At 70.3% G+C, this 22463-nt stretch carries 18 protein-coding genes and 1 pseudogene; 12 read left to right on the top strand and 7 right to left on the bottom strand.

What is annotated here, in order from left to right:
• The first annotated feature begins 8 nt into the window (after positions 1-8).
• A complete protein-coding gene (locus tag ACIBW9_RS31290; RefSeq protein ID WP_398960379.1) occupies positions 9-200 on the top strand; it encodes a DUF6191 domain-containing protein in 192 nt (63 codons plus the stop codon).
• Positions 201-204: 4 nt separating this feature from the next.
• Here the strand turns inward: ACIBW9_RS31290 and ACIBW9_RS31285 are convergent, their stop codons facing one another.
• Together ACIBW9_RS31285 and ACIBW9_RS31280 are read right to left on the bottom strand one after the other, a co-directional pair.
• Positions 205-1350: a PQQ-dependent sugar dehydrogenase gene (locus ACIBW9_RS31285; RefSeq protein ID WP_398960471.1), complete on the bottom strand. Its 1146-nt coding sequence runs from the start codon at positions 1348-1350 to the stop codon at positions 205-207.
• A gap of 332 nt (positions 1351-1682) precedes the next feature.
• Positions 1683-2681 (bottom strand): aldo/keto reductase, encoded by a 999-nt coding sequence (locus tag ACIBW9_RS31280; RefSeq protein WP_398960378.1) that lies wholly within the window; start codon positions 2679-2681, stop codon positions 1683-1685.
• Positions 2682-2755: 74 nt separating this feature from the next.
• Here ACIBW9_RS31280 and ACIBW9_RS31275 point away from each other — a divergent pair, with 74 nt between their 5' ends.
• From ACIBW9_RS31275 to serA, 6 genes are all read left to right on the top strand, one after another.
• Entirely contained in the window at positions 2756-3706 is a 951-nt protein-coding gene (locus ACIBW9_RS31275) for a 2-hydroxyacid dehydrogenase (protein ID WP_398960377.1), read from the top strand.
• Positions 3707-4152: 446 nt separating this feature from the next.
• Complete coding sequence (locus tag ACIBW9_RS31270) at positions 4153-7164, top strand: putative bifunctional diguanylate cyclase/phosphodiesterase (protein WP_398960376.1); 3012 nt, start codon at positions 4153-4155, stop codon at positions 7162-7164.
• Positions 7165-7400: 236 nt separating this feature from the next.
• The gene (locus ACIBW9_RS31265) at positions 7401-9254 is read left to right on the top strand and encodes an acetolactate synthase large subunit (protein ID WP_398960470.1); all 1854 of its coding nucleotides are present in this window, start codon (positions 7401-7403) and stop codon (positions 9252-9254) included.
• A gap of 25 nt (positions 9255-9279) precedes the next feature.
• Positions 9280-9804, top strand: coding sequence for an acetolactate synthase small subunit (ilvN, locus tag ACIBW9_RS31260; protein ID WP_059128941.1), 525 nt, complete (start codon positions 9280-9282; stop codon positions 9802-9804).
• A gap of 118 nt (positions 9805-9922) precedes the next feature.
• On the top strand, positions 9923-10921 hold the full coding sequence (gene ilvC, locus ACIBW9_RS31255) for a ketol-acid reductoisomerase (protein WP_030942878.1): 999 nt from the start codon (positions 9923-9925) through the stop codon (positions 10919-10921).
• Between the two features lie 231 nt (positions 10922-11152).
• The gene (gene serA, locus ACIBW9_RS31250; protein WP_365844103.1) at positions 11153-12742 is read left to right on the top strand and encodes a phosphoglycerate dehydrogenase; all 1590 of its coding nucleotides are present in this window, start codon (positions 11153-11155) and stop codon (positions 12740-12742) included.
• A gap of 59 nt (positions 12743-12801) precedes the next feature.
• Here the strand turns inward: serA and ACIBW9_RS31245 are convergent, their stop codons facing one another.
• On the bottom strand, positions 12802-14319 hold the full coding sequence (locus ACIBW9_RS31245; RefSeq protein WP_398960375.1) for an MFS transporter: 1518 nt from the start codon (positions 14317-14319) through the stop codon (positions 12802-12804).
• A gap of 95 nt (positions 14320-14414) precedes the next feature.
• Here ACIBW9_RS31245 and ACIBW9_RS31240 point away from each other — a divergent pair, with 95 nt between their 5' ends.
• Positions 14415-14996, top strand: coding sequence for a TetR/AcrR family transcriptional regulator (locus ACIBW9_RS31240; protein WP_398960374.1), 582 nt, complete (start codon positions 14415-14417; stop codon positions 14994-14996).
• An 8-nt stretch (positions 14997-15004) separates the two neighbouring features.
• On the opposite strand, the pseudogene ACIBW9_RS31235 reads toward ACIBW9_RS31240, so the two are convergent.
• Together ACIBW9_RS31235 and ACIBW9_RS31230 are read right to left on the bottom strand one after the other, a co-directional pair.
• Positions 15005-15178, bottom strand: a pseudogene (locus ACIBW9_RS31235) (ATP-binding cassette domain-containing protein); the annotation flags it as partial.
• 131 nt (positions 15179-15309) lie between these two features.
• A complete protein-coding gene (locus ACIBW9_RS31230; protein ID WP_398960373.1) occupies positions 15310-16521 on the bottom strand; it encodes a PucR family transcriptional regulator in 1212 nt (403 codons plus the stop codon).
• 128 nt (positions 16522-16649) lie between these two features.
• Here ACIBW9_RS31230 and ACIBW9_RS31225 point away from each other — a divergent pair, with 128 nt between their 5' ends.
• The 3 genes from ACIBW9_RS31225 to ACIBW9_RS31215 all read left to right on the top strand — a co-directional run bounded on the left by ACIBW9_RS31225 (position 16650) and on the right by ACIBW9_RS31215 (position 20185).
• The gene (locus tag ACIBW9_RS31225) at positions 16650-17576 is read left to right on the top strand and encodes a proline dehydrogenase family protein (RefSeq protein WP_398960372.1); all 927 of its coding nucleotides are present in this window, start codon (positions 16650-16652) and stop codon (positions 17574-17576) included.
• A 79-nt stretch (positions 17577-17655) separates the two neighbouring features.
• A complete protein-coding gene (gene pruA / locus ACIBW9_RS31220) occupies positions 17656-19287 on the top strand; it encodes an L-glutamate gamma-semialdehyde dehydrogenase (RefSeq protein WP_398960371.1) in 1632 nt (543 codons plus the stop codon).
• A gap of 25 nt (positions 19288-19312) precedes the next feature.
• Positions 19313-20185 carry an alpha/beta fold hydrolase gene (locus ACIBW9_RS31215; protein ID WP_398960370.1) on the top strand — a complete coding sequence of 291 codons (873 nt, stop codon included), beginning with the start codon at positions 19313-19315 and terminating at the stop codon, positions 20183-20185.
• Here the strand turns inward: ACIBW9_RS31215 and ACIBW9_RS31210 are convergent.
• A complete protein-coding gene (locus tag ACIBW9_RS31210) occupies positions 20182-20388 on the bottom strand; it encodes a DUF5988 family protein (RefSeq protein ID WP_398960369.1) in 207 nt (68 codons plus the stop codon). The two genes, ACIBW9_RS31215 and ACIBW9_RS31210, sit on opposite strands and share 4 nt — an antisense overlap.
• Before the next feature lie 285 nt (positions 20389-20673).
• Here ACIBW9_RS31210 and ACIBW9_RS31205 point away from each other — a divergent pair, with 285 nt between their 5' ends.
• On the top strand, positions 20674-20805 hold the full coding sequence (locus tag ACIBW9_RS31205; RefSeq protein ID WP_107056436.1) for a hypothetical protein: 132 nt from the start codon (positions 20674-20676) through the stop codon (positions 20803-20805).
• Positions 20806-20859: 54 nt separating this feature from the next.
• Here ACIBW9_RS31205 and ACIBW9_RS31200 read toward each other — a convergent pair whose 3' ends face one another.
• Positions 20860-22455, bottom strand: a complete 1596-nt coding sequence (locus ACIBW9_RS31200) for a purple acid phosphatase family protein (protein WP_398960368.1) — start codon at positions 22453-22455, stop codon at positions 20860-20862.
• Positions 22456-22463 lie beyond the last annotated feature (8 nt).

Raw genomic sequence — 22463 nt, 5'->3', positions numbered from 1 at the left:
GGACAGCGATGTTCAACGCCTTCGAGGAACTCTTCGCACCCGGCCGCAAACACACCCGCGACGAGAAGAAGCGGCTGGAACTGACCCGCGAGGACGTCGGCGACAACGACCCCGGACGCGGGCCGATAGACCTCGAGTCCGGGAAGGTCGTCGTACGGCCGCCCCGGCAGGAGGACGGGACGGACGCTGCCGAGGAGTGATTCCTCAGCCGACCTGCAGCTCCAGTATTCGGTCGTCGCCGGACTTCGGGTCTCCCCGCCCGTCCGTGTTGCTCGTCGTCAGCCACAGCTTGTCGCCGCCGGCCGGGACCACGGTCCGCAGCCGGCCGTACTTGCCCTCCAGGAAGGGCTGCGGATCGACCGAGGCCGCCGTGCCCTTCAGGGGGATGCGCCACAGGCGCTGCCCCTTCAGACCCGCCATCCAGATCGAGCCCTCCGCGTAGGCGATGCCGCTGGGGGAGGCGTCGTCCGTGTGCCACTGGGCCAGCGGGTTGTGGTACTCGGGGTCGGACGACCTGCCCTCGGCGTCCGGCCAGCCGTAGTTGTCACCCGGCTTGATCGCGTTCAGCTCGTCCCAGGTGTCCTGGCCGAACTCCGAGGCGAACAGGCGCTGTTCGGGGTCCCAGGCCAGGCCCTGAACGTTGCGGTGACCGTAGCTGTAGACGGGGGAGTGCGGGAAGGGGTTGCCGGGAGCCGGGTCGCCCTCCGGGGTCAGCCGGAGGATCTTGCCGCCCAGCGACTTCTTGTCCTGGGCCAGGCCCCGGTTTCCGCTCTCGCCCGTGCCCGCGTACAGCATCCTGTCCGGGCCGAAGGCGATGCGGCCGCCGTTGTGGATGTAGCCCTTGGGGATGCCCTTGAAGATCGTGTCCGGGGCGCCCAGCTGTTCGCCGGCCGGCTTCTTCGCGTCGTACAGCAGGCGGACGATGCGGTTGTCCGAGGCCGAGGTGAAGTACGCGTAGATCATGCGGTCCGCGGCGAAGTCCGGGGAGAGCGCGATGCCGAGGAGGCCGCCTTCTCCGGCGGGGGAGACCCCGGAGACCTTGCCCAGCTCGGTCTTCCTGCCGGTGTTCTCGTCGACCTTCGTGATCGTCCCCTCGTCCCGGGAGGAGACGAGCAGGCCCCCGCCGGGCAGCCGGGCGAGGCCCCACGGGGTCTTCAGGCCTGTGGCGACCGTGCGCAGCACCTTGACGGAGCCCTTGGCGGGCGGGGCCTGTTCGGCGGCCTGCCGAGACGGGGACGAGTGCGCGGCAGTGCTGCCCGGCGACGTACCGTCACCGCCTCCCCCGGACCCTCCGCCGGAGGAACAGCCCGCCGTCAGCAGGAGCGCGGTTGTGGCCAGCACGGCCGGCACAGCTCGTCGTAGCACGGTCTTGGTCCCTTCGGGCGGTCCAGCGGCAGCTTCTCCTTCTCTTACACCGCCCACGCCTCACAGGTTCCCGGTCCACGGATCCCGAAGCCCCGCCGCCGCGGCCACGCGCCCGCTCTCGGCCTCACGACCACAGCCCTCAGCCCCAGGATCCCCGTGCCTCCGGCAGTTCCGCGGCTCGGGCGGGGTTCTCCCGGTGGGAGCGGCGGTGCCGCGTTGCGCTGGTGGTCAGTGGGGGTGTCGAGACGGGCGTTCGTGTCCGCGGAGCCCGCCTGTTTCGGTCCCGGACGGTTTCCGGCCGATCCTCTGCACCGGTTCTAGTCCCAGGATCCCCGTGCCCCGGGCAGTGCCGCCACCTCGGCCAGATCCTCCGGAGTCAGCCGGAGGGCGGCGGACGCCGCGTTCTCCGTCGCCCAGTGTTCGTGTTTGGTGCCCGGGACCGGGACCACGTGCCGTCCCTGGGCCAGGACCCAAGCCAGGGCCACCTGGGCGGGCGTGACCTCGGCGCCGTGCCGGGCCGCGACCCGGCGCAGGCCGGCCACGATCGGCTGGTTCGCGGCCATCATCTCCGCGGTGAAACGGGGATGGCGGGCGCGGACGTCGTCCGGTTCGAAGCCCTGGCCGGGGGTGAGCGTCCCGGTCAGGAAGCCGTTGCCGAGCGGCATCGCGGCCAGGAAGCCGACGGCACGCGCCTCGCACCACGGCAGCAGCGACTCCAGCGCCTCCGGCGACCACACCGACAGCTCGGCCTCCACCGCGCTCACCGGGAACACCTGCTGGACGCGCTGCAGTTGCCTGATCGTCGCGTCGTGCAGTCGGCCGCCGGAGCGCCGGCCGCCGCGGGCGCCCACCGCGCACCACCCCAACGCCTTCACCTTTCCGGCCTGGACGAGCTCCGCCATCGCGCCCCAGGTCTCCTCCACCGGGACCTCCGGGTCCTCGCGGTGCAGCTGGTAGAGGTCGATGACATCCGTCTGCAGACGCCTCAAAGAAGCGTCGCAGGCGCGCTTCACATAGCCGGGGCGGCCGTTGGCCACGATGTGCTGCTCGCCCACCAGCAGGCCGACCTTCGTCGACACGAAGGCATCTTGGCGGCGCTCCTTCAACACCCGCCCCACCAGCAGCTCGTTGGTGAACGGTCCGTACATGTCGGCCGTGTCCAGAAGCGTCGAGCCCGCGTCCAGCGCCCGGTGCACCGCCCTGAGCGACGCGTCGCCCCGCTGCCGCGACCCGCTGTACGCCCAGCTCATCGGCATGCACCCGAGTCCGACGGCCCCCACCGCGAGTGCCCCCGCGCCGATCGTCCTGCGCTCCACCTGCTCGTGACCCTCCCTCTCCTGGCCCCCAACCTAACCTCTGCGCTCCCATGAACCTGACATAGCCTCCTGACATGACTGCTGACGTGTGGCTTTCCATCCCGCCGGACACCATCGAGGGGCTTCCCGAAGGCCCCAACTACCGTTTCTGGGACGGCGCCGACGACTTCCCCGCGGACCCCGCCGACTGCGTCTACTACGTCGTCCCCTATATGAAGCCCGGTGACGTGGGCGTACGTCCCCTGCGCGCGTTGAGCGGCGTGCAGGTGGTACAGACCCTGTCGGCCGGCATCGACAGCCTGGAGCCGGGGCTGAAGCATCTGCGTCCCGGCGTACAGGTGTGCAACGCGCGCGGGGTGCACGAGGCGAGCACCGCGGAGCTCGCGCTCACCCTGATCCTCGCCTCGCTGCGCGGTGTCCCCGACTTCGTGCGCGCCCAGGACCGCGGGGAGTGGCTCGGCGGCTTCCGGCCCGCGCTGGCCGACAAGAACGTCCTCATCGTCGGGTACGGGTCGATCGGATCCGCCATCGAGGACCGGCTCGTGCCGTTCGAGGTGGCGCGGGTGGCGCGCGTCGCGCGCTCTGAGCGCACCACGGCGCGCGGCCCGGTGCATCCGCTCACCGATCTGCCCGCCCTGCTGCCCCAAGCGGATGTCGTCGTCCTCGTCACGCCCCTCACCGAGGCCACCCGCGGCCTGGCCGGGGCCGACTTCCTCGCGCGCATGAAGGACGGCGCCCTGCTCGTGAACGTCTCCCGCGGCCCCGTCGTCGACACCAAGGCCCTGCTCGCCGAAGTGGAGAGCGGCCGCATCACCGCGGCCCTCGACGTCACGGACCCGGAGCCGCTGCCCCGCGAACACCCCCTGTGGCGCGCGCCCGGCGTCCTGATCAGCCCCCATGTCGGCGGCCCCACATCGGCGTTCCTGCCGCGCGCCAAGCGGCTGCTGGTGGACCAGTTGACCCGGTTCGTGAACCGGGAGCCGCTGCGCAACGTGATCCTTACGACAGGCGCAAACAGCGCGTGACCCCGACGACCTGAGCGTCCCGTGCGCGCCCCGCACGACGGGCGCAACGGGCTCGTAATCCGCTTCCGGTACCCTCCGCAACCTTGCGGACGCGGTCCGTGCACACATTCCTGCTGGTCGTCACGGAGCGTAGAGGAACTATGTCCCTGAGTGACGAGACTGGTGTATCGTCCCGAGCAGGGGCTGCGCCGCACCGTTCGGCGCCGGGGACGGAAATTCAGACTGTGAGGGGGGCGACGGGCGATGCACGGCCTATGGGCGAGCGATCCGACGCGACGGGGCCGCCGGAGGCGACTCTGGCGTACGGCCGCGCGCAGACGCGGTCACCACGGCAGTCACGGCTGCCGTCACAGCCATCACCACCGCAGGCACAGCCGCCGGGGGCATGCGCACCCAGCGCACCGGGAGCCGCGGGACCTGGGCACGATGCGGACCGGGTGGGCCCGGTGAGCTCGCCCCCGCCCCCCACGACCACCCTCGCCGCAGCGGTGCGGGTACAGCCTTCGCCGGGGACGCTGGTACCCCGTCCGCCGGCCGCCGGCCGCGGACCCGGTCTGGTCCCCCAACTCGTTCTGGCTCTGGTGTGCGCGGGATACGCCGTCGGTTCCGCGTTCGGCTGGGGTTCGGACGAACTCTCGCTGATCATGGGTGACTTCGGACTGAGCGCCGCGGCCGGTACCGCCGCCGTGTCGCTGTTCCTGTACGCCCGTAGCCGCCGTGTCCGCTTTCGACCCGCCTGGCTGTTGTTCGCCCTCTCCTCGGCCATGGCCGCCCTGGGCAACGGGGTCTGGGGGTGGTACGAGGTCGTCCTGGGGGAGCAGGTGCCCACTCCCAGCTATGCCGACCTGTTCTTCCTCTGCTTCGCGCCGCCCGCGATCGTGGGGCTCCTGGTGCTCGCCAAGCGGCCGGTGACCAAGGCCGGCTGGGTGTGCCTCGCCCTCGACGCCTGGCTGATCGGCGGCTCGCTGCTCACGCTGTCGTGGAGCCTCGCGCTCGCCCAGGCGGCCAAGTTCGACGGGCCGAGCGTCGCGCACACCGCGCTCTCGCTCGCCTACCCGCTGCTGGACATCGCCCTGGTCAGCATGGTGCTGGCCCTGCACTTCAGGCGCTCGGCGGTGAACCGCACGGCGGTCAACACCGCCATCGGCGCACTGGCGCTGACGGTGATGTGCGACGCCCTGTTCACCTCGCCGCTGCTGCACAACAGCTACCACTCGGGCCAGTTGCTCGACGCGGGCTGGTTCGCCGGCTCCCTGCTCCTCGCGTACGCCCCCTGGGCCGCGCCCCGGCAGGGCCAGCAGTCCGAGGCCGACCGGTGCGAGCTCGACGGGCACACGCGCGTGGTGCACGAACACGTGCCGGGCCAGCGGGGCGGCGCGCACCAGCACCACCCGGCACCGCAGGGAGGTGATCACAGCCGGTACCCGGCCGCCCGGCCCATCGCCGGCTCCCTGGCCGCCCTCACGCCCTATCTCGCCGCGGCCGTGTGCACCCTCGGGATCCTCTACACCGTCCTCAACGGCCACCGGGTCGACCGCGTGGTGCTCTTCACCGGAGGCACGGTGGTGCTCGCCCTCGTGGTGCGCCAGGGCATCATGCTGCTCGACAACATCACCCTCACCCAGGAGCTGGCCCAGAAGGAGAACCACTTCCGCTCCCTGGTGCAGGGCTCCAGCGACGTCATCATGATCGCCGCGCCCAACGGCATCCTCCGCTACGTCTCCCCGGCCGCCGCAGGGGTCTACGGACGGCCCGCCGAGGACCTCGTGGGTACGGAACTGGCCAATCTCATCCACCCGGAGGACCTGGGCTGCGTGGTGCACGAGGTGCGCCGTTTCCTCGCCGCCAGCCCGCTCGAGGAACCCACCACACGCATCGAGTGCCGCTTCCGGTCCGGCGACGGCGGCTGGCTCAACGTGGAGTCCACGGTCAACCGCCACCACGGCGGCCTCATCTTCAACAGCCGGGACGTGACCGAAAGAGTGCGCCTGCAGGCACAGCTGCAGCACAACGCCGAGCACGACCCGCTCACCGACCTGCCCAACCGCGCCCTGTTCACCAAGCGCGTCCAGCAGGCCCTGTCCGGCCGCCGGGCCGCCGACCGGGTGTCCCTGCGCGGCACGGCCGTCCTCTTCATCGACCTCGACGGCTTCAAGGCCGTCAACGACACGATCGGGCACCAGGCCGGGGACGAACTGCTCGTCCAGGCCGCCCGCAGACTCCAGGAAGCGGTACGGCACGGGGACACCGCCTCCCGGCTCGGCGGCGACGAGTTCGCGGCCCTGATCGCGGGGGACGGCACCCGGGACCGCTCGGCGCGCGAACGGCACATCCTGGAGCTCGCCGACCGCCTCAGGATCACGCTCTCGCAGCCGTATCTCATCGACGGCAACGATGTCCGGGTGGCGGCCTCCATCGGTGTCGCCTTCGCCGAGCCGGGCCTCGGCGCGGGCGAGCTGCTGCGCAACGCCGACCTCGCCATGTACCGCGCCAAGGCGGCCGGCAAGGGCCGCGTCGAGCTGTACGCCCCGCAGATGCAGCAGGACGTCGTACGCAAGGCGGAGCTGGCCACGCGGCTGCGTGCCGCACTGCACGACGGCGAGTTCACGCTGCTGCACCAGCCCGTGGTCTGTCTGGAGGACGGCCGGATCACGTCCCTCGAGGCCCAGGCGCGCTGGCGGTCCTCGCAAGGGGTGCTGTTCACCCCGGCCGAGTTCCTGCGGGTCGCCGAGGACAGCGACAAGACCGCCGAGCTCGGCCGCTGGATGCTGGAGGAGGCGGTGGAACAGGCCGCCGAGCGCACCGGCACCGGACTGTCGGTGCCCGTCGCGGTCCCGATGAGCGCCCGCCGGCTGCTCGACCGTTCGATGCCGCTCGGCTCGATCGAGGCCCTGCTGACCCGGCACGGGCTGCCCTCCGGGTCGCTGGTGATCGAGCTGTCCGACACTGACCCCCGGGTCTCCCTGGACGAACTGGAGCGACGCCTGGCCGCCCTGCGCAGACTCGGCATCCGGATCGCCCTGGACGGCTTCGGCGGCGGCCACGCGGCGATCACGGCACTGCGCAGACTCCCCGTCGACGTGCTGAAACTCGACCGCAGCCTGGTCGAGGGCGTCGTCGAGTCGGCGCGGCTACACAAGATCACCAGTGGGCTGCTGCGGATCGCGACCGACCTCGGGCTGCAGTCCGTGGCCGACGGCGTGGACCTGCCCGAACAGGTCGTGGCGCTGCGCGCGATGGGGTGCACGCACGGGCAGGGCATGGCGTTCTCCGGTCCGCTGGACGAGGTCCGGGTGCGCCGGGCGCTTGCTTCCGGCCACTATCCGGTGCCGCACGGACCTGTCGAGCCCGCGTTCGCGGGAGGTGGCTCAGGGGTGTACACAAGTGGTGTCCCCGCCGTTCTGGGAGGCGGAAGTGGACTCCGCTCACATAATGAGACTCCCGTCCCACCCACTTGACACGTGGTGCGTGCCGGGGGGAGGGTCTGTGCCATGCGCACCCGAATTCTCGTACTTGGAAAGCGCGTCGGCTGAGCTGGTGATGTCCGGACCGACCCGGAACTCCCAGCGACTACTCCCGGCGCGCTCCCCTCGCTTGCCTTACGGCACGAGGGGTTTTTTGTTGCACAGGCACCAGTCATGCAGCGCTTGAACACCGTACAAACCTCGCAAAAACCCTCAGCATCGAGAAGAGACTGACGATGACCGAGCAGGCCACCGGGGCCCATCCGCAGCCGCGGCCCCGATCCGGAGGACAGCAGTCCGCACCCGAGCACGTCACGGGTGCGAAGTCCCTCATCCGCTCTCTCGAGGAAGTCGGGGCCGACACGGTATTCGGCATTCCCGGCGGTGCGATCCTTCCCGCGTACGACCCGATGATGGACTCCACGCGGGTGCGCCACGTCCTGGTCCGCCACGAGCAGGGCGCCGGCCACGCGGCGACGGGTTATGCGCAGGCCACCGGCAAGGTCGGCGTCTGCATGGCCACCTCGGGGCCGGGCGCCACGAACCTGGTGACCCCGATCGCCGACGCGCACATGGACTCCGTGCCGCTCGTGGCGATCACCGGTCAGGTCGCGTCCAAGGCGATCGGCACGGACGCCTTCCAGGAGGCGGACATCGTCGGCATCACCATGCCGATCACCAAGCACAACTTCCTGGTCACCAAGGCGGAGGACATTCCGCGGGTGATCGCGCAGGCCTTCCACATCGCCTCCACCGGCCGGCCCGGCCCGGTCCTGGTCGACATCGCGAAGGACGCGCTGCAGGCGCAGACGACCTTCTCCTGGCCGCCGGTCATGGACCTGCCCGGCTACCGCCCGGTGACCAAGCCGCACGCCAAGCAGATCCGCGAGGCCGCGAAGCTCATCACCTCCGCCAAGCGGCCCGTCCTCTATGTCGGTGGCGGTGTCATCAAGGCACACGCCACCGCCGAGCTCAAGGTTCTCGCCGAGCTCACCGGAGCGCCTGTCACCACCACCCTGATGGCGCTCGGCGCGTTCCCCGACAGCCACCCGCTGCACGTGGGGATGCCGGGCATGCACGGTGCGGTCACCGCCGTCACCGCGCTGCAGAAGGCCGACCTGATCGTCGCCCTCGGAGCCCGCTTCGACGACCGCGTCACCGGCAAGCTGGACAGCTTCGCCCCGTACGCCAAGATCGTCCACGCCGACATCGACCCCGCCGAGATCGGCAAGAACCGCGCCGCGGACGTGCCGATCGTCGGGGACGCGCGCGAGGTGCTCGCCGACCTGATCCAGGCCGTCCAGAAGGAGCACAGCGAGGGCCACCAGGGCGACTACAGCGCCTGGTGGAAGGACCTCAACCGCTGGCGCGAGACCTACCCGCTGGGCTACGAGCACCCGGAGAACGGCCAGCTGTCGCCGCAGCAGGTGATCGAGCGCATCGGGCAGCTCGCGCCGGAGGGCACGATCTTCGCGGCGGGTGTGGGCCAGCACCAGATGTGGGCCGCGCACTACATCCGGTACGAGAAGCCCGCGACCTGGCTGAACTCGGGCGGTGCCGGAACGATGGGTTACGCGGTCCCGGCCGCGATGGGCGCCAAGGCCGGTGCCCCGGACCAGACGGTCTGGGCGATCGACGGCGACGGCTGCTTCCAGATGACCAATCAGGAGCTCACCACCTGCGCCCTGAACAACATCCCGATCAAGGTCGCCATCATCAACAACGGCGCCCTCGGGATGGTCCGCCAGTGGCAGACCCTCTTCTACAACCAGCGCTACTCCAACACCGTGCTGCACTCCGGCCCGGAGGCGGACGGCAAGCAGCCGAGCGCCGGCACCCGGGTTCCCGACTTCGTGAAGCTGTCGGAGGCCATGGGCTGCTACGCGATCCGCTGCGAGGACCCGGCCGACCTCGACAAGGTCATCGAAGAGGCGAACTCCATCAACGACCGCCCCGTCGTCATCGACTTCATCGTCCATGAGGACGCGATGGTGTGGCCGATGGTCGCCGCCGGCACCTCGAACGACACGATCATGGCCGCCCGGGACGTCCGCCCCGACTTCGGCGACAACGAAGACGACTGAGAGCCGTAGGTAAAGGAACCCGACCATGTCCAAGCACACGCTCTCCGTCCTGGTGGAGAACACCCCGGGCATCCTGGCCCGGATCGCCGCCCTGTTCTCCCGCCGCGGCTTCAACATCGACTCGCTCGCGGTCGGCGTCACCGAGCACCCCGACATCTCCCGCATCACCATCGTGGTGAACGTCGAGGACCTGCCGCTCGAGCAGGTGACCAAACAGCTCAACAAGCTGGTCAACGTGCTGAAGATCGTCGAGCTGGAGCCGGCCCAGGCCGTCCAGCGCGAACTCGTCCTGGTGAAGGTGCGCGCCGACAACGAGACGCGCTCCCAGATCGTCGAGATCGTCCAGCTGTTCCGCGCCAAGACCGTCGACGTCTCCCCGGAGGCCGTCACGATCGAGGCCACCGGCAGCAGCGACAAGCTGTCCGCCATGCTGAAGATGCTGGAGCCGTACGGCATCAAGGAGCTCGTCCAGTCCGGCACGATCGCGATCGGCCGGGGCGCCCGTTCGATCACGGACCGGTCGCTGCGCGCGCTCGACCGGTCGGCGTAACGACGTGTTGGGGCGGCCGGGTGACACCGGCCGCCCGTATTCCGAGACCCCGAGACTTCACTTCCGCCCGCCGTCATACGGTGGGACGCAACATCTGCACTCAAGGAGAGAACCCAAAGTGGCCGAGCTGTTCTACGACGCCGACGCCGACCTGTCCATCATCCAGGGCCGCAAGGTCGCGGTCATCGGTTACGGCAGCCAGGGCCACGCCCACGCGCTGTCGCTCCGTGACTCGGGTGTCGACGTCCGTGTCGGGCTGCACGAGGGCTCCAAGTCCAAGGCGAAGGCCGAGGAGCAGGGCCTGCGCGTGGTGACGCCGTCCGAGGCCGCCGCCGAGGCCGACGTCATCATGATCCTGGTTCCGGACCCGATCCAGGCCCAGGTCTACGAGGAGTCCATCAAGGACAACCTCAAGGACGGCGACGCGCTGTTCTTCGGCCACGGCCTGAACATCCGCTTCGACTTCATCAAGCCCCCGGCCAACGTGGACGTCTGCATGGTCGCCCCCAAGGGCCCGGGTCACCTGGTGCGCCGTCAGTACGAGGAGGGCCGCGGCGTTCCGTGCATCGCGGCCGTCGAGCAGGACGCGACCGGCAACGCCTTCGCGCTCGCGCTGTCGTACGCCAAGGGCATCGGCGGCACCCGTGCCGGCGTCATCAAGACCACCTTCACCGAGGAGACCGAGACCGACCTCTTCGGTGAGCAGGCGGTTCTCTGTGGTGGTACGGCCGCGCTGGTGAAGGCCGGTTTCGAGACGCTGACCGAGGCGGGCTACCAGCCGGAGATCGCGTACTTCGAGTGCCTGCACGAGCTGAAGCTGATCGTGGACCTCATGTACGAGGGCGGCCTGGAGAAGATGCGCTGGTCGATTTCCGAGACCGCCGAGTGGGGCGACTACGTCACCGGCCCGCGGATCATCACCGACGCCACCAAGGCCGAGATGAAGAAGGTCCTCGCCGAGATCCAGGACGGCACCTTCGCCCGTGAGTGGATGGCCGAGTACCACGGCGGTCTGAAGAAGTACAACGAGTACAAGACGGCCGACTCCGAGCACCTGCTGGAGACCACCGGCAAGCAGCTGCGCAAGCTGATGAGCTGGGTCGACGAGGAGGCGTAAGCCTCATGGCGGCGGGGCCGGAGCGGACTGCTCCGGCCCGTTGTCCAGACCGTCCACTCACGGACGGGTGATCCTTCCGGAGAGGCGCAGGACGATCGTCGCGGCGCCACTACACTGCCGTACTACATACGCGTCAGGCCCACAGCGTCGTGCGTCTTCCACGCGGCTAGCCAACCTCCACCGCCTGCGGCCGTCGGGACGGCCGTCCGCATTGGACTTGTGAGGACTCACGTGAGCTCGAAACCCGTCGTACTCATCGCTGAAGAGCTGTCGCCCGCGACTGTGGACGCGCTTGGCCCGGACTTCGAGATCCGGCACTGCAACGGAGCGGACCGAGCCGAACTGCTCCCGGCCATCGCCGACGTCGACGCGATCCTGATCCGCTCCGCCACCAAGGTGGACGCCGAGGCGATCGCCGCCGCGAACAAGCTGAAGGTCGTCGCACGAGCCGGCGTCGGCCTGGACAACGTGGACGTCTCCGCCGCCACCAAGGCAGGCGTGATGGTCGTCAACGCCCCCACCTCGAACATCGTGACCGCCGCCGAGCTGGCCTGCGGTCTCATCGTCGCCACCGCCCGCCACATCCCGCAGGCCAACGCCGCGCTGAAGAACGGCGAGTGGAAGCGCAGCAAGTACACGGGCGTCGAGCTGGCCGAGAAGACCCTCGGTGTCGTCGGCCTCGGCCGGATCGGCGCGCTGGTCGCCCAGCGCATGTCCGGGTTCGGTATGAAGGTCGTCGCCTACGACCCGTACATCCAGCCCGCGCGCGCCGCGCAGATGGGCGTCAAGGTGCTCTCGCTGGACGAGCTGCTCGAGGTCTCCGACTTCATCACCGTCCACCTGCCCAAGACCCCCGAGACGGTCGGCCTCATCGGTGACGAGGCGCTGCGCAAGGTCAAGCCGAGCGTGCGGATCGTCAACGCCGCGCGCGGCGGGATCGTCGACGAGGAGGCGCTGTACTCGGCGCTGAAGGAGGGGCGCGTCGCGGGCGCCGGTCTCGACGTGTACGCGAAGGAGCCCTGCACGGACTCCCCGCTGTTCGAGTTCGACCAGGTCGTCGCCACCCCGCACCTCGGTGCCTCCACCGACGAGGCGCAGGAGAAGGCCGGTATCGCCGTCGCCCGCTCGGTGCGGCTCGCCCTCGCCGGTGAGCTCGTACCGGACGCGGTGAACGTCCAGGGCGGTGTCATCGCCGAGGACGTCAAGCCGGGCCTGCCCCTCGCCGAGCGCCTCGGCCGGATCTTCACCGCGCTCGCCGGTGAGGTCGCGGTCCGCCTCGACGTGGAGGTGTACGGCGAGATCACCCAGCACGACGTGAAGGTGCTGGAGCTGTCCGCCCTCAAGGGTGTCTTCGAGGACGTCGTCGACGAGACGGTATCGTACGTCAACGCCCCGCTGTTCGCGCAGGAGCGCGGCGTCGAGGTGCGGCTGACCACCAGCTCCGAGGCGACCGACCACCGCAACGTCGTCACCGTGCGCGGCACGCTCTCGGGCGGCGACGAGGTGTCGGTCTCGGGCACCCTGGCCGGTCCGAAGCACCTGCAGAAGATCGTGGCCGTGGGCGAGTACGACGTCGACCTCGCCCTTGCCGACCACATGGTCGTGCTGCGGTACGAGGATCGTCCCGGTGTCGTCGGCACGGTCGGCCGGATCTTCGGCGAGGCGGGGATCAACATCGCCGGTATGCAGGTCTCGCGTGCCGTGGCCGGCGGCGAGGCGCTGGCCGTACTGACCGTCGACGACACGGTGCCCCCCGCGGTGCTGGTCGAGGTCGAGGCGGAGATCGGCGCGACGTTCGCCCGCTCGGTGAACCTGGTCTGACACATCACCACGCGAAGGGGCCGAGCCGACGTGAGTCGGCTCGGCCCCTTCGCGTCGCCCTACTTCTCGCTGACGCGGATCCCCCGCAGCGCCCTCGCCGCCAGCGCTGCCGCCCCCACCAGAACCACCGTCCCGGCGATCGCCGCGCCGTGCATTCCGCTGGTGAACGCCTCGCGGGCCGTGGTCGCCAGGGCGTCTCCCGCGCGCCCCGGGAGCCGAGCGGCCACCGCCAGTGCGCCGCCCAGTGTTTCGTGGGCCGGAGCGGGGGCCGAGGCGGGGATCTCGTGGCGGTAGAGGGCCGTACCGATGGAGCCGAGGATCGCCATCCCGAGCGCGCCGCCGAACTCCGCGCCGGTCTCCATCAGGGAGGAGGCCGAGCCCGCCCGTTCCACCGGGGCGCTGCTCAGCGCCAGGTCCGTGATCTGGGAGATGACCATGACGACTCCCGAGGCGAGGACGCCGGACGCGACCAGGACCAGCCAGAGGGAGTCCGTGCCCACGAAGGCCAGGAGCGCGTAGCCGGCCGCGCCGATGGTGAAGCCCGCGGTGACCACATGGGCGCGCTCGACGCCCTTCTGGACCAGGGAGGCCGCCATCGGGGCCGCCATGCCGATCGGCACCGAGGGGAGCAGAGACCACAGGGCGGCCTCCATGGCGCTCTTGTCGAGCACCGACTGCAGATACTGCGTGGTGAAGTACGCCGAGCCCATGATGGCGAATGAGCCGATCAGGTTGAGGACGACCGAGGGCGCGAAGCCGCGGCCGCGGAACAGGGCCGGCGAGATCATCGGTGAGGCCGCGGTGCGCTGGCGGTGGACGAAGGCGGTCGCGAAGAGCAGGCCGACGGTGATCGAGACGACGTACTGGACGTGCCAGCCCTCGGAGGGGATCTCCTTGAGGCCGTAGATGACGGGCAGCACCGCGGCCATCGACAGGGGCACGCTCAGCCAGTCGAAGCGGCCCGGGGAGGGGTCGCGCGACTCGGGCAGCAGGAACGGACCGAGGATCAGCAGCAGCGCCATCGCGGGCAGGTTGACCAGGAAGACCGAGCCCCACCAGAAGTACTGGACGAGGACACCGCTCAGCACCGAGCCGAGCGCGATGCCGGCCGTCATCACACCGGACCACAGGCCGATCGCCTTCGCACGCTGGCCCGGGTCGGTGAACATCGTGCGGATCAGCGCCATCGTCGATGGCATCAGGGTCGCACCGCCGATGCCGAGGACCGCGCGGGCCGCGATCAGGGTCTCGGCGCTGTTCGCGTAGGCCGCGGTGAGCGACGCGAGGCCGAAGGCCGCAGCGCCGAACAGGAGGAGCCTGCGGCGGCCGATGCGGTCGCCCAGGGAGCCCATCGTCATCAGCAGGCCGGCCAGGACGAAGGCGTAGATGTCGAAGATCCACAGCTGTTGGGTGCCGCTCGGTTCCAGGTCGGCACTGATGGCCGGGATAGCGAAGTACAGGACCGAGACGTCCATCGAGACCAGCAGCAACGGGAGCATCAGCACGCCCACTGCGGTCCATTCGCGGCGGCCGGCCAGTTGGCCGGGCGGGGTTGTGGTGCTCGTCGAGTTCGTCATGACAGGGACTGTACGGGCGTCTTAAACGTATGTCTAGAACGATTGTATAAGTCATGCGTCTAGGACGGTTGTATGGATCGCGGTAGGGTGGGGGCATGGGACACCGTGAGGATCTGCTCGAAGGCGCCAAGCGCTGCCTGCTGGAGAAGGGGTTCGCGCGCACGACGGCGCGGGACATCGTCAAGGCGTCGGGGACCAACCTGGCCTCGATCGGCTACCACTACGGGTCGAAGGACGCACTGCTGGCGCAGGCGTATGTGTCGCTGGTCGAGGGGATGGGGGACGCCTTCGAGGGGGACGGGGCCGCGACGAGCGCCGAGCCCGGTTCCCTCGAACGGTTCCAGGAGGTGTGGTCGAACGTCATCGGCACCATGCGGGCGCCGGGCTCGATCTGGCGTCTCAGCATGGAGATCGTGGTCATGGGCGACCACATGCCGGAGCTGCGCGACCACTTGGCACGGGCCCAGCGGGAGGCTGGACGCGGGTTCGTGCCGATGCTCATGGGCGGGCGCGAGGAGGACGTCTCGGACGAGACCACCGACACGCTCGGCATGTTCTACGTGACCCTCATGACGGGTCTCATCGCCCAGTGGAGCTTCGACCCGAAGACCGCGCCCACCGCGGAGCAGCTCACCGAGGGGCTGCGCCAGGTGATCGCCGGGGCCACGAAGCGCTGACCCGCCCCACCGGCGCGGACGGACCGGGCCAGGGCGGAGACGGGTTCGTCGAGGACCAGCAGATGCGGGTCGGAGGCCGACGCCCGGGCGAATCCGGCGCGTTGGCACCGGCCCCCGGAGAGTTCGTGCGGCCGGCGTTCACCGTACGACGGGTCCAGGCCGACGCGGTCGAGGGTGGCCGCGGAGGTGCCCTCGACGGACACGAGCTCGAAGGAGCCGGTGCCGGCGCCGACCGGGTTCACCGTCTTCCCGCAGCACGACTTCGCCCCGAGGGCCGACAGCCGCGGCAGAACCGGTCGGTCGCGCGCGGCGGCTACAGCCTTGCGCCCTTCAGCGCCATGTGCAGCAGCAGCCGGTCCTCGCCGTCGTCCAGGTCCAGGCCCGTCAGTTTTTCCACGCGGGACAGGCGGTAGTACAGGGTCTGGCGGTGGATGCCCAGCTCGGCGGCCGTGCGGGCGGCCTGGCCCGCGCAGTCGAGGTAGACCTCGGCGGTACGGGCGAGTTCGCGGTAGGTCGGAGACAACAGGGTGCGTACGGCAGGGTCGTGGGCGACCTCCGGTGGCAGCGCGGTCAGCAGGCGGAACGGGCCGATGTGCGCCCACTCGGCGACCGGACCGAGCCGGGGCTCCGCCAGCGCGGCCCGCGCCGCCGCCAGGGCCTCGTGCCAGGCCGCCGCCAGCTCCGCGAGCCCGGTGCGCGCGCCCGCGATGCCGCACGCCGCCGCGCCGCCCCCCTCCAGCTGCCGCGCCCGCTCCAGCAGCCGCCCCGCCGCCGAGGTGGCCGGCGTCAGGACGTCCGCCGAGCGCAGCCGTACCAGCAGGGCGAGGGAGTGGGAGGCCGCACCCCACGGCACCGTGCACAGCGCCGTCGCCGCCGGCACCGTACGGACGGAGGGGGCGTCGTCCGGGTCGGCGGACGGCCAGGGGGTCACGCAGACCACCGTGTGCAGGCCGTCCGCACGGGCACCCAGCGCGGTGCGCAGTTCCGCCACCGCCATGTCCTGCGGCCAGCCGCGCTCGGCGGTGAGCACGGCCCGCAGCTCCCGGGTGAGGTCGGCGCCGTGCTGCGCCTCGTCCGCCAGCAGGGCGCCGATGCGGGCCGCCACGTCCATGGCCGCGCTCAGCTGCCGCTCGGTCGGGCCCGGGTCGGAGTCCAGCAGCCAGACATAGCCGAGGACGACACCCCGATGGCGTACCGGAAGGCAGATGCGTCCCCGGTACACGCCCGCCTCGGGCGTCGGCGGGATACGGACCGGGCCCGTCGCCCGGGTGATGCCGAAGCCCTCGAACCACGCACGGACCGCGGACGTGGAGCGCCGCGTCAGGATCGAGCGGGTGCGCACCGGGTCCAGCGCGGAGGCGTCGAGGTCGCCCTCACTGTCGTACGCACCGAAGGCGATCAGCTCGAAGTCCCGGTTCTCCAGGGTCGCGGGGACCCCGAGGAGCCCGGAGATCTCGTCGACCAGCTCCTGGTAGTCACCCGCGTGGCTGAAGACTTCGGACGTCACTCGGGCATTCTCCCGCATTTCCGGGCCCGCTTCATACATCTGTCTGAGATCTGCGGCACGGATGCGTGACAGCTGTCGATGGCTGAGGATCGGAGGGATCCTTAGGTTTCACGGTGGTTCTATCTGCTGGTTTGTGGAGGTGCCCCGTGCTGGGTCCCGTGATTCTTGCCGCGTCGCGCAGCGACCGGATGCGACGCCTGATCTCGGCGGCCCCGGTGACCAAGCAGGTCGTCGACCGCTTCATCCCCGGTGAGACCGTCGACGACATCCTGCCGATCATCAAGGACCTCACCGGCCGTGGCCTGGAGCTGACGATGGACGTCGTCGGCGAGGACATCACCACGCCCGCACAGGCCGCCGCGGCCCGCGACGCCTATCTGAGGCTGGTCGACCGGCTGAGCGAGCTGGGCCTCGGCGAGCGGGTCGAGATGTCCGTGAAGCTGTCGATGTTCGGGCAGGCGCTGCCCGGCGGCCATGAGCTGGCCCTCGCCAACGTCCGGCCGGTCGTCGAGGCCGCCGCCGCGATCGGTACGACGGTCACGCTCGACGCCGAGGACCACACCACCCTCGACTCGATGTTCGCCATCCACGAGGAGCTGCGGAAGGACTTCCCGCAGACCGGGTGCGTCATCCAGGCCTATCTGTTCCGCACCGAGGCCGACGCCCGCCGCCTCGCCGCGGCCGGCAGCCGGGTGCGGCTGGTGAAGGGCGCGTACAAGGAGCCCGCCGAGGTCGCGTACCAGCAGAAGCAGGAGATCGACAAGGCGTATGTGCGGGTCCTCAGGATCCTGATGGAGGGCGAGGGGTACCCGATGGTCGGATCCCACGACCCGCGCCTGATCTCCATCGCCCAGGAGCTGGCCCGCAAGGCCGGGCGCAAGCCCGACGAGTACGAGTTCCAGATGCTCTACGGCATCCGGAGCGACGAACACCTCCGACTCGCCGCCGAGGGCCACCGCATGCGTGTCTACACCGCCTACGGCACCGACTGGTACGGCTACTTCATGAGGCGGCTCGCGGAGAAGCCGGCGAACCTGCGCTTCTTCCTCCGGTCGATGGTCAGCAAAGGCTGACCGCCGAGAACCGATCAGTAGGGCTGAGCCCGCACCCCCGCTCGCAACACCCGCTCAACATCAAGGAGTTACGGATCCCATGGACGCTGTGACCCAGGTCCCCACCCCCGTCAACGAGCCGGTGCACGGCTACGCCCCCGGCTCGCCCGAGCGCGCCCGGCTCGAGGTCAAGCTGAAGGAGCTGGCCGAGAACCCGGTCGACCTGCCGATGACGATCGGCGGCGAGAAGCGGATGGGCGGCGGCGAGCGGTTCGACGTCGTGCAGCCGCACAACCACAAGGCCCGCCTGGGCACGTACGCCAACGCCACCCAGCAGGACGCGCAGGACGCCATCGACGCGGCCCTCGCCGCCGCGCCCGCCTGGCGTGCGATGTCCTTCGACGACCGCGCCGCGATCATCCTGCGTGCGGCGGAGCTGCTGTCCGGGCCGTGGCGCGAGACGCTCGCCGCATCGACCATGCTCGGCCAGTCGAAGACCGCCCAGCAGGCCGAGATCGACTGTCCCTGCGAGCTGGTCGACTTCTGGCGCTTCAACGTGGCCTACGCCCGCCAGCTCCTGGCCGAGCAGCCCCCGGCCAACTCCCCGGGCGTCTGGAACCGCCTGGACCACCGCCCGCTGGAGGGCTTCGTCTACGCGATCACGCCCTTCAACTTCACCGCGATCGCGGGCAACCTGCCCACCGCCCCCGCGCTCATGGGCAACGTGGTGGTGTGGAAGCCGTCCCCGACCCAGACCCACGCGGCCGTCCTGCTGATGCAGCTGCTGGAGGAGGCCGGGCTGCCCAAGGGCGTCATCAACCTCGTCACCGGTGACGGCATCGAGGTCTCCAAGGTGGCGCTCGAGCACCGCGACCTGGCCGGCATCCACTTCACCGGGTCGACCAAGACCTTCCAGTACCTGTGGAAGACGGTCGGCAACAACATCGAGAAGTACCGCTCCTACCCGCGCCTGGTCGGCGAGACCGGCGGCAAGGACTTCCTGGTCGCGCACCCCAGCGCCGATCGCGCGGTCCTGAAGACGGCGCTGACCCGCGGTGCCTTCGAGTACCAGGGCCAGAAGTGCAGCGCGACCTCCCGCGCCTACATCCCGGCGTCCATCTGGAACTCCGGCTTCAAGGAGGAGTTCGCCGCCGAGGTCGACTACCTGACCATGGGGGACGTCACGGACCTCTCCAACTTCATCGGCGCCGTCATCGACGAGCGGTCCTTCGCCAAGAACAAGGCCGCCATCGACCGCGCCAAGTCCGACCCGGCCTGCACGATCGTCGCGGGCGGCTCCTACGACGACTCGGTGGGCTGGTTCGTCCGCCCGACCGTCGTCGAGTGCAGCGACCCGGAGAACGAGGTGTTCCGCACCGAGTACTTCGGCCCGTTCCTCGCCGTGTACGTCTACGAGGACGACACGTACGAGGAGATGCTGACCCAGATGGAGTCGGTGTCCGACTACGCGCTGACCGGCTCGGTCATCTCCAACGACCGTGCGGCGGCCGCGTACACGATGGACAAGCTCCGCTACGCGGCGGGCAACTTCTACATCAACGACAAGTCGACCGGCGCCGTCGTCGGCCAGCAGCCCTTCGGCGGCGGCCGCGCCTCCGGCACCAACGACAAGGCCGGCGCCCCGCAGAACCTGATGCGCTGGACCCTGACCCGCGCCATCAAGGAGACGCTGGTCCCGCCGACCGACTACACCTACCCGCACATGGGCTGACCCGTCACCGGGCAGACTGCCCCTCATGACGGTGACGCGGAACGAGAGCCCGACCGTGCAGGCCGACGACGGCGTACGCCTGTGGGCCGCACGGTCGGGCAGCGGCGACCCCCTGGTGCTCTGCCACGGCGGTCCGGGCCTGTGGGACTACTTCGAGGACCTCGCGGAGCTGCTCGCCGACCTGACCCCGGTGGTCCGCTGGGACCAGCGGGGCTGCGGCCGTTCCGAGCGGGAGGTCACCGGCCCCTGGACGCTCGACCGCTTCGTCGCCGATCTCGACGCCGTACGGCGGCACTTCGGGTTGGAGCGGATGCGGCTGCTGGGCCACTCGTGGGGCGCTCAGCTCGCGTTGAGCTACGCCCTGGCGCACCCGGAGCGGGTGAGCCTGCTCGTGTACGTGTCCGGCACGGGCATCGGACCTGACTCCGACTGGCACCCCGCCTACCTCGCCAACCTCCTCACCCGCCTCGGCCGGCAGCCCGAACACCTCGCCCGCTGGCGGGAGTTGGGCGACCGGCCGGTGCGATCGGATGACGAGGACCGGGAGTCGGCGGTCCTGCAGTGGTCGGCCGAGTTCCAGGACCATGAGCGGGCGCTGGAGCGTGCCGAACGGATGGCCGACCCCTGGTTCGGGATCAACCGCGCGTGCGGCAAGGCCCTCAACCAGGAACGCGGGCGCAGTTGGGGGACTCCCGGGCTCTACGACGCCTGCCGTGCCCTCGATCTGCCGGTTCTGATCCTCGACGGCGCCCAGGACATCCGCCCCCGTTCCGCCGTGGACTCCCTGGAACGTGCTCTGCCCCGCGTCCGCCGGGTGATCCTGCCGGACGCGGGGCACATGGTGTGGACGGACGACCCGAAGGGCTTCCGGGAGGCGGTCGGGTCGGCGGTGGCCTAGCCGGGCATCTCCGTCCGCTCCCACCACTCGTACACCGGCAGGCTGCCTTCCGGGGTGTTCGCGTGACGCGAGGTCGCCCTGAAGTGCTCGTAGCCGTTCCGGAGCTCGATCTTCAGGTCCCATCCGGAGGTGTCGACCGGGACGATCCGTGCGGGCAGATCCTGTGGGCCGCCCTCGAGAAGTGCCTTGACCGTGTCGGGCATGAGCTCACCCTTCCCTCGGTTGGAGTCCGGCAGAAAACGACATTACTCCTGATCAGAGCGGTGTGACCCAGTCCACCGTCTCAGATAGTAGGAAGTCCGAGTAATTGTGGAGACAGACCGGGCCCGCTCCCTTACTTTTGTAGGAGCCGAACGTCTCGCTCGACCAAGCGAATGGCGGTCGTGAGCGCGCCCCGTGCAGGCAACCCCTGCGGCACCGCTCCCCGCCCCATCCGGCGTCTCGTAACCCCTTTCCGCACTCCCGGATGTCGAAGGAGTCGATTTCCCATGGCCGAGACGACCGCACGCCGCCGAGTCCGTCACATCTCCCGTACGAGCGAGTCCGACCGCAAGAACGCCGCAGCCGCCCTCCAGCGCGCCCTGGACCGCAGGGACAACGGTGGTTCGACCGGCCACTGAGCCGGGCATCACCTCTGAGCCGGGAGCCGCACCCGCATGAGGTGCGGCGCGGACTCATGTGCCGCGCCGCACCTCGAAGTGATCGATGCGCTCGCCGCCGTCCGTGAGCGCCGACACCTTCAGGCTGGGCCTTGCACCGCGGTCCGCCTCCACCCTGAGCAGGGAGAAGCCCCGGTAGCGCACCCGCGACCACTCCACGGTCTCCGCCGTGGAGGCCTGCGACTTCGTCCACTGGAACGTGCCGACGGAGTCGTGGTGCGTGACGTGTCCCTCGTAGCTCTCCCGCACGCCCGCCGGGAAGCCGTACAGATCACGGCCGCCACCGCCCGCCGTGACGTACACGATCCCGTCCCGTGTCGGGTCGGTGGACGCACCGATGGGGACCGGTCTGCCGACCTCGCCGTTCCTGATGGCGTCCGTCCGCTCGTACACATGGTTGTGCCCGTTGATCACCAGATCCACCTGGTGCCGGGCGAACAGCGGCAGCCATTCCGCCCGTACCCCGCCGTCGGAGGCGTGCGCGGAGGTCGAGTAGGCGCAGTGGTGGAAGAAGACGACGAGGAAGTCGATCTCCTTCGCCGACCGCAGCTCGGCCAGCTTCTCGTCCAGCCACTTCGTCTGCCTGCCGCCGCTGTAGCCGAAGTTGGCGGGGATCTCGTACGAGACGTCGTTCGCGTCCAGCGCCACGAAGCCGACGTTGCCGTACGTGAACGCGTACACCCCGGGCGCCGTGCGGGCGTCGAAGCCGGTGTCCGGGAGGGAGAAGCGGGCCAGCTGGCCGCCGTAGCCCTCCGGTGAGTACCAGGCCTCCATGTCGTGGTTGCCGGTGGTCACCATCCACGGCACCGACCTCGCCACCGGCTCGTTCTGCTTGAGGAACAGGTCCCAGAACGCGGGGTCGTAGCCGTCCGACTTCTCGCCCCGGCCGTTGGTGTCGGCGTAGCAGATGTCCCCCGCGTGCAGATGGAAGGCGGGGTTCTGGCGCAGGACGACGTGGTCGTTGGCGGCCGCGGCCCGGCTGACGCCCTGGTCGCCGAAGGCCGTGAACACGAACTTCTCCGGGGCGGCCGGCGCCGTGCGGAAGGTGGCGATCGTCGAGCGGTGCTTGGCGTCCGCCGGATCGAAGCCCTCGTGGCCCACGCCGTAGTAGTACGTCGTTCCGGGGCGCAGGCCGTCCAGGGCCGCGTGCAGGTAGTACTGCTCCAGCGCCGGACGCACGCCCGTCACCCCCGGCGTGTGCAGAGCGCGGACCTCGGCCTCGATCTTCCGGCTCAGCTCCTCGGGCTTCAGACCGATACGGACGTACGGCTTCCGCACGGCCAGCGGGACCTGCCAGGAGACCCGCAGCTGCGACTTCGGGTCGGCGCCGAAGGCGAGATGCCGGCCGAAGGGGGCGACGACCGAGCCGTGCACCGTCGGGGTCGCGGGCGCCGAGGTCCTCGTGCCCCGTGCTCCCGATCCGCCACCGCAGCCGCTCAGCACCCCGCCCGCCGCCACCGCTCCCGCGGTCACCAGCGTGCGGCGCCGGACCAGCTTCGTACGCAGGTACTCGTGCTGCTCGGCCATGCTCATCCGGCTGGCGAGCTGCGGCGGGATGCCGAAGTCGGGTACGGGGGGTCCGGGGGGCAGCCCCCTGGAAGGCACAGTCATGGGAAGGA

Origin of the sequence: Streptomyces sp. NPDC049541, assembly GCF_044465725.1 — a bacterium.
In the GTDB taxonomy this organism is placed as follows: Bacteria; Actinomycetota; Actinomycetes; order Streptomycetales; family Streptomycetaceae; genus Streptomyces.
Note: the sequence above shows the minus strand (reverse complement) of the source record. Positions and strands in the feature narration are given on the sequence as shown.

Excerpts from the sequence above, each read along its gene's own strand:
- ACIBW9_RS31215 (WP_398960370.1), top strand. The coding sequence starts at position 19,313 with ATGACGGTGACGCGGAACGAGAGCCCGACCGTGCAGGCCGACGACGGC.
- pruA (WP_398960371.1), top strand. The coding sequence starts at position 17,656 with ATGGACGCTGTGACCCAGGTCCCCACCCCCGTCAACGAGCCGGTGCAC.
- ilvN (WP_059128941.1), top strand. The coding sequence starts at position 9,280 with ATGTCCAAGCACACGCTCTCCGTCCTGGTGGAGAACACCCCGGGCATC.
- ACIBW9_RS31290 (WP_398960379.1), top strand. The coding sequence starts at position 9 with ATGTTCAACGCCTTCGAGGAACTCTTCGCACCCGGCCGCAAACACACC.
- ACIBW9_RS31275 (WP_398960377.1), top strand. The coding sequence starts at position 2,756 with ATGACTGCTGACGTGTGGCTTTCCATCCCGCCGGACACCATCGAGGGG.
- ACIBW9_RS31240 (WP_398960374.1), top strand. The coding sequence starts at position 14,415 with ATGGGACACCGTGAGGATCTGCTCGAAGGCGCCAAGCGCTGCCTGCTG.
- ACIBW9_RS31245 (WP_398960375.1), bottom strand. The coding sequence starts at position 14,319 with ATGACGAACTCGACGAGCACCACAACCCCGCCCGGCCAACTGGCCGGC.
- ACIBW9_RS31200 (WP_398960368.1), bottom strand. The coding sequence starts at position 22,455 with ATGACTGTGCCTTCCAGGGGGCTGCCCCCCGGACCCCCCGTACCCGAC.
- ACIBW9_RS31205 (WP_107056436.1), top strand. The coding sequence starts at position 20,674 with ATGGCCGAGACGACCGCACGCCGCCGAGTCCGTCACATCTCCCGTACG.
- ACIBW9_RS31210 (WP_398960369.1), bottom strand. The coding sequence starts at position 20,388 with ATGCCCGACACGGTCAAGGCACTTCTCGAGGGCGGCCCACAGGATCTG.
- ACIBW9_RS31230 (WP_398960373.1), bottom strand. The coding sequence starts at position 16,521 with ATGCGGGAGAATGCCCGAGTGACGTCCGAAGTCTTCAGCCACGCGGGT.